Here is a 10,589-nt window from a genome sequence, read left to right as displayed (position 1 = left end):
CCCCTCCCCCCCCTCCCTCCCCCCCCCCCCCCTCCACCCCCACCCCCCCCCCCCCCCCCCCCCCCCCCCCCGGGGGACGCGAAAACGCCGGTGCGGTGAAGCTCGATCCCCCCGAGCCTCGCCGACACCGGCGTTTTCCGTTCCACCGGCTGCGGTCCGGTGGCCCCCCGTCTTCCCCTGTTACCCGTTCCCCCGGGTCACGTCAGAGGACCCGCCGCGTACCGCCGCCCCGTGTCGGCGGTACGGGGCGGGCGCCCCTTCCGTTGGCCACCACTCTCCCGTCTGCGCAGGTGGGAGCCATCCGTGTACCTACTCATCTCTGGGTCTAGGTACGGATACTCAGTTCTACGCGCCCGCACCCGGCCCGCGGCACCGCCGACCGGGCGGCACCGGGGCATCCCGTCAGCTTCCGCCGACCCGGCCGCGCAGCAGCAGGGACAGCGCCGAGTGGACGTCGTCGAGCGAGCGCTCGCGCTGGAAGGACTGCCAGTCCAGCGCCGCGACGAGCACCATGCCGACCAGTGCGGCCGCAGTGAGCGGGACGTCGATCTCGGCGCTCAGCTCCCCCCGCTCGACCCCTTCGCGCAGCACCTTCTCGACGACGGCGACGGCCTCGCCGCGCACGACCATCAGCGTGGACTGCCAGGTCCGGTTGGTGCGCCAGAGCTCGGCGACGTACAGCTGGGTGAAGGCCGGGTAGGCGTCGATGAAGACCAGGCCGGCCCGGATCATGGCGTCGAGCGCCTCGACCCGGGTCCCGCCGCGCTCCTCGGTCTCCTCGGCCGCCGCCTTCAGCGAGGCGGTCAGCAGTCCTACGCCGTGCCGCAGCAGCTCCTCGAAGAGGACGTTCTTGCTGGCGAAGTTGTAGTAGACCGTGCCCTTCGCGACCCCGGCGCGCTCGGCGATCTCGTCGACCGTCGTCGCCGAGAAACCCTGCTCGGCGATGAGGGTGACGGCCGCTTCGTAGAGCTTCTGCCGGGTGGCCTGCCGGCGCGTGGTGCCGCTGGTGGTGCCGCTGCTTTCCATGGCGCTGATTCTCACAGGTCTACAGGCTCAGTTCCGGGTGCAGCCGGTCCATGGTCCACACCTGCTTGCCTCGGGCGGCCAGCGCGGTCAGCACCAGGGCTCCGGCGGTGAAGGCCGCCAGGACCAGGCTGCCCTGCCACACCGGCGTGAGGTCGCCGCCGGTGATCAGCCTGCGCAGGCTCTCGACGACGTACGACATCGGCAGGTACGGGTGGACGGCGTTGAAGAAGTCCGGGCTGGTCTGCACCGGGTAGGTGCCGCCCGCCGAGGTGAGCTGGAGCATCAGGACCGCGAGGACCAGGATCCGGCCGGCCGCGCCGAACTTGGCGTTGAGCCACTGCACGATGGCGGCGAAGCAGCCGGTGACCAGGACCAGGAAGGCGACGGTGGCGGCCGGTGCGGCCATGTCCAGGCCCAGGCCCCAGTGCAGTACGGACATCAGGGCGCCCACCTGGAGCGCGCCGATGGCGGCGACCGGGAGCCAGCCCGCGAGGGCGATCCGCCAGGCGGAGGCGCCCGCGGCGAGCGCCCGCCGGTTGAGCGGCTGGATCAGCATGTACGCGACCATCGCGCCGACCCAGAGGGAGAGCGGGATGAAGTACGGGGCGAAGCCGGTGCCGTAGTTCGGTGCCTTGTGCAGGGACTTGGCGGCGAGCTGGACCGGGTCCGACATGACCTCGGTGCGCTGGTCGCGCTGCTGCTTGTCGTAGTCGGGGATCTGGTCGACGCCGTCGTGGAGCCCGCCCGCGAGCTCGCCGGAGCCGTCGACGAGCTTGTAGATGCCGCCGTCGAGGCTGCGGGCGCCGTCGCCCAGCCGGCCGACGCCGTTGTCGATGCCCGCGGAGCCGGTGGTGGCGGAGGACAGGCCGGTGTGCAGCTTGTCCATGCCGGTGGCGACCCGGTGGGCGCCCTTGTTGAGGGCGTTGACCTTGGCGACGGCCGCGTCCAGGTCGGCGGCCAGGTCGGGCGCCTTCTCGACGAGCTCGCGGGCCTGGTCCTCCAGCTTCTTCAGCTGCGCGTCCAGCTTGTCCAGGTCGCCGCCGGCGCCCTTGGCCACCTTGTTCACGTCGCCGGCCAGCTCGGCGGCCTCGGCCGCGGCGTCCTTGGCCTTCTTCAGCCGGGGGCAGGACGGGGACGGCTCGGCGCCGCCGGTGCACAGCTCGGCATGGACGGCGTCCAGGTCCTCCGAGGCGGCCCGGGCGGCCCGCTCGGCGGCCGGGGCGGCCTTCGCGAAGGTGTCGAGGTGGTTGCGGACGACCTTGGCGGTGTCCGCGACGAGCTCGGCGGTGTCCGCGATCCGCTGGGCGTTCTCCTTCAGGAACGGGCGGGTCTTGTCGGCCACGCCGTTGACCTTGTCGGCGAGCGCCTGCGTGCCGTCGGCGATGTCCCGGGTACCGGTCTCCAGCCGGCCCGCGGCCGTGTCCAGCTTGCGCAGGCCGCCCGCGAGCTCGCCGGTCTTCTCCTTGGCGGTGCTCAGGCCGTCGGCGAGGTCCGCGGAGCCCTTCTTGGCCTTGCCGATGCCGTCGCTGAGGCGGGTCGCGCCGTCGGCGGCCTCCTGGGTCTTGCCGTGGAGGTCGGAGAACGAGATGAAGATCTTGTCGAGGAAGGTGCGCGAGGCGTTGGACGACGCCGAGGCGCGGACCTCGGAGAAGACGGTCTTGGAGATCGAACCGACGACGTAGTTGTTGGAGTCGTTGGTGCGGACCTGGAGCGCGCCGGTCTCCGGCGAGTCCCCGGAGCTGGACGCGATCCGGCTGCTGAAGTCCTCCGGCATGGTCAGGGAGAGGTAGAACCGGCCCTCTTCGAGGCCCTTCTGCGCCTCGTCGGCGCCGACCTCCTGCCAGTCGAAGGTCTTGCTCTCGTGCAGCCCCTTGGTGATCTCGTCGCCGGCCTCGACGCGCTTGCCGTCGACGACGGCGCCCTTGTCGGCGTTGACGAGCGCCACGGGCACCTTGTCCAGCCGGCTGTACGGGTCCCAGAAGGACCACAGGTACAGGGCGCCGTACAGCAGCGGCAGGAGGAGCAGCGCGACGAGCGCCGCCCGGGGCATCCGGCCCCGGCCGAACTTCTTCAGCTCAAGAACGGCGAGCTTCGGCGAGCGCATCGGCCGCCCCCTTCTGTGCGGTGCGGCGGTCTTCGGACCCGGCGTCGGACCCGGCCTCGGCACCGGCACCGGCACCGGCACCGGCACCGGCACCGGCACCGGCTTCGAGGTCGTCGTCACCGCCGTCTTCGCCGCCGCCGGCTTCGGACTCGGCTTCGGACTCGGCTTCGGCTTCGGAGGCGGGCTCCGGTTCGGCGTCCTCGGCAGCCGCCACGGGCTCGGCGGGCTCGGGCTCCTCGGTCGGCTCCGGGGCGTCCGCGGCGCAGATGGTGCCCCCCGGCATCACCTGCGCCACGGACGCGGCCGGGGCGGTCCGCAGGACCACCGCGTCCGCGGGTGCCTCGCTGCACACCGCGAGGACGGTGGTGCCCCGGGCGGCGATCGAGCGCAGCAGCTCCCAGGCCTCGGCGCGCTCGGCGTCCGAGAGCTTCAGGTCGCTGTCGTCCACCGCCAGCAGCCGCGGCCGGCCGATCAGCGCGAGCGCCACGGTCAGCCGCAGCTCCTCCAGCCGCTCCAGTCCGCGCACCGGGGTGCGCGCCCCCTTGGGCAGGGCGTCGACGTCCAGGCCGGCGACGGCCAGGGCCTCGTCGATCCGCTGCGCGAGCTGCGCGGACCGCTCGGCACGCGGGCGCAGCAGGGCGCGGACGGGACCGCCGAAGCGGCCCTGGAGCAGGGCGCGCTCGCGCAGCTGCTCGGCGACGGTCAGCGAGGGGTCGAGGTCGGTGACCCCGGGGACCGCCCCGAGGCCGGCCGTCCGGCGTACGGCCGCCATCTTCTTCGGCAGCCGGAGGCCGCCCACCTCGGCGTGGCCGGCGGTCGGCTTCATCCGGCCGGTCAGTGCCAGGAGCAGGCAGGTGCGCCCGGAGCCCGAGGGCCCCTCCACCGCGATCAGCGAGCCGGGCGCCGCATCGAAGTCCACCCCCTGGAAGACCCAGCCGCGCGGGCCCTTCATCCCGAAGTGCTCCGCCTTGACGGCGGCGCCGTGCGGGCTGTCCACACCCCTCTCCCTCCTTTTTGAACTGACCAGTCAGTTCAAAAACTAGCGTGGGTGCCCCGGGCCGTCAAAAGGGCAGGTCAGGCCGACTGTCAGTGGTGCACGTCACGATGGGACGAACACGACGAAGACAGGAGGTACGTCATGGCAACACCTGCCGCCGATGTCCACCCCGTCCTCCGCCGGGCTTCGGCCCCGCCCGCGGCCCTCGACCTGCTCGCCAAGGCCCGCCAGGGCCTCGAGGAGGCCGCTCTCATGGACCTGTCGAACGAGCGCTACGCCACCGCCCACCTCGCCGCCCTGCGCACCGCAGCCGCCGTACTCGCCGCCCGGGCCCGTCCCGAGCCGGTCCGGCCGCGTCGCAGGCCCCGGATCCGCAGCGCCTGGGAAGTGCTGCCGGAACTCGCACCGGAGCTCACCGAATGGAGCGCGCTGTTCGCCTCCGGGGCCGCCCGACGGGCCCGGGCCGAGGCCGGCATACGCGACGCGGCCAGCAGCCGGGACGCGGACGACCTGCTGCGCGCCGCCTCGATGTTCCTCCGCCTGGTCGAGCGGATGCTGGCCCTTCCGCCGACGCTCCCGCAGCCCCGTTCGGAGCAGCCCGACGCGGGATGACGGGCCCCGCCGCGGGAGGCAATAGGGTGGATCACACAGTGCACGTTCCCCACCCCGCCGCCCGCGGCGGTTCCCGCGCCGAGGAGTCATCAGCCGTGTCGGACACTTCCCGCCCCCGCGCCTCCCTCCGCACCGCCGTGGTGTGGGAGGTCCTCAAGGAGGCCTTGGACAGCCGGGTCAAGGCGACCGGGCGGGATGCGCTGGACGTCCTCGACACGGGCGGCGGCACCGGCAACTTCGCGGTGCCGCTCGCCCGCCTCGGCCACCGCGTCACCGTCGTCGACCCGAGCCCGAACGCCCTGTTCGGCCTGGAGCGCCGGGTCGCCGAGGCCGGCGTCGCCGACCTCGTCACGGGCGTCCAGGGCGATGCCCAGGGCCTGCTGGACGTGGTCGAGCGCGAGGCGTACGACGTCGTCCTGTGCCACGGGGTCCTCGAGTACGTGGACGACGCGGCCGAGGGCGTGGCCAACACCGCCTCGGCCCTGCGCCCCGGCGGCACCCTGAGCCTGCTGGCCGCCGGCCTCGGCGGCGCCGTCCTGGCCCGCGCGCTCGCCGGCCACTTCACCGAGGCGCGCACCGCCCTGACCGACCCGTCCGGACGCTGGGGCGCGGGCGACCCGGTGCCGCGCCGCTTCACCGCCGAGCAGCTGTCCGAGCTGGTCGGCGGGGCCGGGCTGGAGGTCGGCTCGGTGCACGGCGTACGGGTCTTCGCCGACCTCGTGCCCGGGGTCCTGGTGGACACCGAGCCGGGGGCCGTGGAGGCCCTGCTCAAGCTGGAGGAGGCCGCGGCCGAACTGCCCGCCTTCCACGCCGTGGCCACGCAGCTGCACGTCCTGGGCCGGAAGCAGCCCTGATCTGCGACGCTGTCGCGGATGGAGTAGGCCACACACCCTCCGTTCCGCCGGGCGGCCCCGTATGATCGGGGGACGCCGACCGGCATGGCGGAGCGACTGTTGGGGAATAAGCGCCTCAACGACCGCCCGCGCGACGGTACGGTTTGGCACAGTGCTTATTCAGGAACGTGGCGTAGAGGGCGGGTTTCACGGGGGCGATTCCCTGCCTATCCTGGAGGGGACCCCCGGTCGCTACCCCCCGCGACCGACGGATGAGGAGGACTCCCGTGCCGCTCTCGGAGCACGAGCAGCGAATGCTCGAGCAGATGGAGCGAGCGCTGTACGCCGAAGATCCCAAGTTCGCGACAGCGCTTGAGGGAAGCGGGCTGCGTACGTACACCCGACGACGGGTCTACCAGGCAGTCGCAGGCTTTCTGGTGGGTATCGCGCTCCTCATGACCGGAATGGTCGCGCCGAACCTGCTCTGGATCAGCGTGGTGGGCTTTCTCGTCATGCTGGGCTGTGCTGTTCTCGCGGTCACCGGATGGCGCAAGGCACCCAAACCTGGCGAACAGCCCCACCCCGGCAGCGCCGGCGGCAAGGGCCACGGCAGCCAGAACCGACAGCGCCGGTCGATGATGAACCGGATCGAGCAGCGGTGGCAGCGCCGCCGCGACGAACAGGGCCACTGAGCCCCGCAGCGCTTGCGTGTATGAGGGGGCACCCGTTTTCGAACGGGTGCTCCCTCACGCATCTCCGTACGGCATGATGATCAGGTGAGTGTGCTCCCCCTGGTCTTCACCAGCGGCTGGGCCAGCGGGATCAACGCCTACGCCGTGGTCCTCCTGCTCGGCATCTTCGGCGCGAGCGGGCTGACCGACGAGGTCCCCGCGTCCCTCCAGCGCACGGACGTCCTCCTGGTCGCCGCCGTGCTCTTCCTCTGCGACGTCGTCGCCGACAAGATCCCCTACGTGGACACGGCCTGGGACGCGGCGCACACCGTGATCCGGCCGGTCTCCGGGGCCGTCGTGGGCGCGCTGCTCGCCGGGCAGAGCGGATCCCTCCCGGACCTCGCAGCCGGGGCCGTCGGCGGCTCCACCGCCCTGGCCAGCCATTTCGTCAAGGCCGGCACCCGGATGGCGATCAACACCTCCCCCGAGCCCTTCAGCAACATCATCGTGAGCATCGCCGAGGACCTCGGCGTCGCCGGGCTCGTCACCTTCGCGATGTTCTACCCGGAGGCCGCGGCGATCATCGCGGCCGTGCTGCTGCTCATCGGCATCGCAATGCTGTTCTTCCTGTGGACCCGGATCCGCAGGTTCCTGCGCCGCCGGGCCCGGCGCAAGGAGGAGAGACGGCTCGCCCAGGACGTCCCTGCCCCGTCCGGTGGCACGGCCGGCGCCGGGACCGGGCTGCCACCTCGCTGACCACGGCCGATACAGTCGCGGGCATGGCACGAATTGCGGTGATCGGCGCCGGGATGGGCGCGATGGCGACGGCCGCCCGGCTGTCCGTGGCAGGCCACCAGGTGACGGTGTACGAGCGCGCGGCGACCTACGGCGGTGCCGTCGGCCGGTTCGAACGCGACGGCTTCGCCTTCGACACCGGGCCCGGACTGCTGCACCTTCCCGCGGTCTACCGCGACCTGTTCGTCAAGACCGGCAGGAAACCCCTGGAGAGCTGCGTCGAGACGGCCCAGGTGGACCCCGCCGTCCGGCACGTCCTGCCCGACGGGACGACCCTCTCCCTGCCCAACGCCTCCCGCGGCGGCGTCGCCGCAGCCCTCGACGAGGCCTTCGGACCGGGTGCGGGCGACCGCTGGTCCGCCACCCTGAACCGGGCCCGCGACGCCTGGGACGCCACCCGCCGCCCGCTGCTGGAAGAGCCCCTGTGGCCCGACTGGCAGGTGCTGGGCCGCGACCCGTACCCGGCGGTGCGCAAGAGCGGCCTGCTCCGCCGCCGGCCGCCCACACTGGCCGAGGTAGCGGACCGCGAGCTCGGCGGCCCGCTGGCCTCCCTGCTGGAGAACCGCGTGCTGGCGTACGGCCTCGACCCGCGCACCGCCCCGGCGGCGGCCGCGGTCCTGCCGTACATGGAGCAGACCTTCGGCAGCTGGTACGTGCGCGGCGGCATGCGGGCGCTGGCCACCGCCGTCTACGAGCGCTGCCTGGAGCGCCGGGTCGAGTTCGCCTTCGGGGCCGCGGTGACCGCCGTGACGGAACGGGACGGCCGGGCGGCCGGGCTGGTCCTCGCCGACGGCACCGGGGCCGCCGCCGACGCCGTCGTGTGCGGCATCGACCCGCGACGGCTCGGCGAACTGCTGCCGGGACGCGAGCTGTGGCCCGCCGGGGCCCGGGAGCCCGGGGCGGGCGGCACCGCCCGTCTCACGGTGTTCTGCGCGCTGCGGGGCGCCCGCCCGGCCGGAACGGTCCACCGCACCCTCGTGCACGCCACCGGTGCCGGCCTGCCCGCCGTCACCGTGCTGAGGCCCGACGACCCGGCCACCCGGCCGGACGAGGACCACGAGGCGCTCACCCTGCGCGCGGTCGTCCCGGCCGCCGGCGCGGCGGGTGCCGGCGGTGCCACCGGTGCGCAGCAGCTGCTGGACGCCGCGGCCGCCGCCGTCCCGGGGCTGCGGGAGCGGCTGCTGTGGCACGAGGTGCGGACCCCGGCCGACGTCGCCGAGGCGACCGGGTCCGTGGGCGGTACGGTGCCGGCGCCGGCCCTCGCGGGCGCCGGGGGGCGGCTGCTGCACCCGGCGAACACCACCGCCCTGCCGGGCCTCTACCTGGCCGGCGGCGGGGCCCACCCCGGCGGCGGGCTGGCCCACGCCGGGATGTCCGGGGCGCTGGTGGCCGGACTGATCGTCGAGGGCGCGGACTTCCGCGGCTCCCGCTGACGGGCGGGCGCGCGGCGCGCACCGCCGTCAGTAGCGGTACTGCTCGTACTCCCCGGTGGGCGCCTCCCCGGCGTACCCCGGAGTCCCCTGGTACGGGTAACCCTGCTGCTCCTGGCCCGCCTCCGGCGCGTACTGCTGCCCGTCGGGGTGCGCGTCCCGCTGCGCCGGGACCCACACCCCGCCCGGCGGGGTGTCCATGGCGTACTGGTGGCTCGTGTACGGGTCCTGGTAGCTCTGGTAGCCGTCCTGGCCCGTGCCGAGGTACGCGGCGCCCTCCGCGGGTTGGCCGGGGTAGTCGGCGTAGCCCTGGTCGGCGGGCTGGGCGACGCCCCCGGTGCCGATGTACGGGTCCGAGTAGGCGGCGTAGGTGGGCTGCTCGCCGGTGCCGTAGTCGTAGCCGCCCTGGTATCCGGCGGCGTAGGCGTCCTGGCCGCCCTGGGACTGCGTCTGCGGGTCGTAGTAGGCGGCGTAGCCGTAGCCGCCGTCCTGGTCGCCCCGGGGGGCCGCGGCGAAGGCGGGTGCGCCGTCGGTGTAGGAGGCGCCGTCCGCGTAGCCGGAGCCGTCGCCGTAGGGCGCGGAGTCGTCCGTAGCGGCGAACGGCGAGGCGAAGGCCGCGGTCGGGGCGGGGTCGGCGGCGATGCCGGCGGCTTCCCGCGCGCCCCGTACGTCCTGCTCGTCGTCGGCGTACTCGAGGCCGGACACCTGCAGCGCGGGCTCCTCGCGTACGGGCTTGCCGGGCTTGCCGCCTCCGGCGCCGCGGCGCCGGGCCACGGCGGGCTTCTTGCCGATCGCCCAGCCCGCCTCGAAGCCGCGCCGGAAGGACAGCGTGACCAGGGTCTGGCCCACGGCGAAGGCCGTGGCGCCGATCCCGATGACGAGCACCGAGGGCAGCAGGACGCCCGCGACGACGCCGGCGAAGCCCGCGAAGGCGAGGACGCGCCAGCGCAGCCGGGCCTTGTTCTGGAGCAGAACTTCAGCCAGCAGCCACAACGCGACGAATCCGAACGCGATGTAGAGGACCGTCCAGCCCATGCATGGCCCCTCTCCGTACGGCCGCCGCCTTACGGGTGCGGCCGGTCAGGGCCGCTGATGCAGGCCCAGGTTCTCGTAGATCTCGAGGGTCGCCGTGGAGTTGTTCGTGATGAAGTGCAGCCCCGGCACACCCTCCGAGAGCAGCCGCGCGCAGAACTCCGTGGCGAACTCGATGCCAATGGAGCGTACAGCGGCCGGATCGTCCTTGACGGCGAGGATGCGGTCTTTCACATTGTCGGGAAAGGCGGCGTTGCTCAGCTGGGGCAGCCGGTCGAGCGTCCTGGCGTTCACAACGGCCATGACTTCAGGGATGATCGGCGTTTCGCAGCCCGCCTTCTCGACGCTGTCGCGCAGCCGCAGGTAGCTCTCCGGGTGGAAGAACATCTGCGTGATCGCGTAATCCGCGCCTGCACGGCATTTGTCCACGAAGTGCCGGATGTCCGTGTCCCAGTCGGCGGAGCGGGGGTGCATCTCGGGGAAGGCCGCGACGCCGACGCAGAAGTCGCCGGACTCCTTGATGAGCCGGACCAGGTCGGCGGCGTACTTCACGCCCTCGGGGTGCTCGACCCACTCGCCCAGCGGGTCGCCCGGCGGGTCGCCGCGCAGCGCGAGCATGTTCCGGATGCCGGCGTCGGCGTACTGGCCGAGGACGTGGCGCAGTTCCGCCACCGAGTGGTCGACCGCCGTGAGGTGGGCGACCGGGGTGAGCGTGGTGTCGGCCGCGATCTCCTGGGTGGCCTTGACCGTGCCGCCGCGGGTGGAGCCGCCGGCGCCGTACGTGACGGAGACGAAGCTCGGGGCGACGGCCTCGACCCGGCGCAGCGAGTTCCACAGGGTCCGCTCGCCCTTCTCCGTCCGGGGGGCGTAGAACTCGAAGGAGTACGACGCTTTTCCGGACGCGAGGATGTCGCGGACCGTGCGTGCGCGGTCCGTCCGGGTGGACGCGGTTCCAAGGGCCATACCGGCAGGTTAGACGCGGTCCATGATCCCCCAAAGAAGCGTCCACGCATCGGACACGACTTTGGACAGTTCCCGGGACCGCCACGGGACCCGGGCGGGACCCGTACGGGCCGCTGCGGGCCGCCG

General features: G+C 73.4%; 10 protein-coding genes. 5 read left to right on the top strand and 5 right to left on the bottom strand.

Going from position 1 to position 10,589, the window contains the following annotated elements:
- Positions 1 to 402 precede the first annotated feature (402 nt).
- Genes ACZ7H1_RS17260 through ACZ7H1_RS17250 form a run of 3 tightly spaced genes read right to left on the bottom strand, consistent with a single transcriptional unit; the run spans position 403 to position 4,127 of the window.
- Positions 403 to 1,026 carry a TetR/AcrR family transcriptional regulator gene (locus ACZ7H1_RS17260; protein WP_470787489.1) on the bottom strand — a complete coding sequence of 208 codons (624 nt, stop codon included), beginning with the start codon at positions 1,024 to 1,026 and terminating at the stop codon, positions 403 to 405.
- A gap of 19 nt (positions 1,027 to 1,045) precedes the next feature.
- Positions 1,046 to 3,130: a YhgE/Pip family protein gene (locus tag ACZ7H1_RS17255; RefSeq protein ID WP_470787488.1), complete on the bottom strand. Its 2,085-nt coding sequence runs from the start codon at positions 3,128 to 3,130 to the stop codon at positions 1,046 to 1,048.
- Complete coding sequence (locus ACZ7H1_RS17250) at positions 3,102 to 4,127, bottom strand: ATP-binding cassette domain-containing protein (protein ID WP_470787486.1); 1,026 nt, start codon at positions 4,125 to 4,127, stop codon at positions 3,102 to 3,104. Before ACZ7H1_RS17250 ends, ACZ7H1_RS17255 begins: the two co-directional genes overlap by 29 nt.
- Before the next feature lie 141 nt (positions 4,128 to 4,268).
- Here ACZ7H1_RS17250 and ACZ7H1_RS17245 point away from each other — a divergent pair, with 141 nt between their 5' ends.
- From ACZ7H1_RS17245 to ACZ7H1_RS17225, 5 genes are all read left to right on the top strand, one after another.
- Positions 4,269 to 4,739 (top strand): SAV_6107 family HEPN domain-containing protein, encoded by a 471-nt coding sequence (locus ACZ7H1_RS17245; protein ID WP_470787485.1) that lies wholly within the window; start codon positions 4,269 to 4,271, stop codon positions 4,737 to 4,739.
- A 95-nt stretch (positions 4,740 to 4,834) separates the two neighbouring features.
- Entirely contained in the window at positions 4,835 to 5,593 is a 759-nt protein-coding gene (locus tag ACZ7H1_RS17240; RefSeq protein ID WP_470787483.1) for a methyltransferase, read from the top strand.
- A 266-nt stretch (positions 5,594 to 5,859) separates the two neighbouring features.
- Positions 5,860 to 6,264: a DUF3040 domain-containing protein gene (locus tag ACZ7H1_RS17235; protein WP_470787482.1), complete on the top strand. Its 405-nt coding sequence runs from the start codon at positions 5,860 to 5,862 to the stop codon at positions 6,262 to 6,264.
- 84 nt (positions 6,265 to 6,348) lie between these two features.
- The gene (locus ACZ7H1_RS17230) at positions 6,349 to 6,999 is read left to right on the top strand and encodes a DUF4126 domain-containing protein (RefSeq protein WP_470787480.1); all 651 of its coding nucleotides are present in this window, start codon (positions 6,349 to 6,351) and stop codon (positions 6,997 to 6,999) included.
- Between the two features lie 23 nt (positions 7,000 to 7,022).
- Positions 7,023 to 8,471, top strand: coding sequence for a phytoene desaturase family protein (locus tag ACZ7H1_RS17225; RefSeq protein WP_470787478.1), 1,449 nt, complete (start codon positions 7,023 to 7,025; stop codon positions 8,469 to 8,471).
- Between the two features lie 27 nt (positions 8,472 to 8,498).
- Here the strand turns inward: ACZ7H1_RS17225 and ACZ7H1_RS17220 are convergent, their stop codons facing one another.
- Both ACZ7H1_RS17220 and metF read right to left on the bottom strand, forming a co-directional pair.
- Positions 8,499 to 9,503 carry a hypothetical protein gene (locus tag ACZ7H1_RS17220; protein ID WP_470787476.1) on the bottom strand — a complete coding sequence of 335 codons (1,005 nt, stop codon included), beginning with the start codon at positions 9,501 to 9,503 and terminating at the stop codon, positions 8,499 to 8,501.
- A gap of 45 nt (positions 9,504 to 9,548) precedes the next feature.
- A complete protein-coding gene (metF, locus tag ACZ7H1_RS17215) occupies positions 9,549 to 10,463 on the bottom strand; it encodes a methylenetetrahydrofolate reductase [NAD(P)H] (RefSeq protein ID WP_470787474.1) in 915 nt (304 codons plus the stop codon).
- Positions 10,464 to 10,589 lie beyond the last annotated feature (126 nt).

Source organism: Streptomyces sp. NPDC037401, assembly GCF_055602345.1.
The sequence above is the reverse complement of the archived record's forward strand: the minus strand, read 5'-3'. Positions and strand labels throughout refer to the sequence as shown.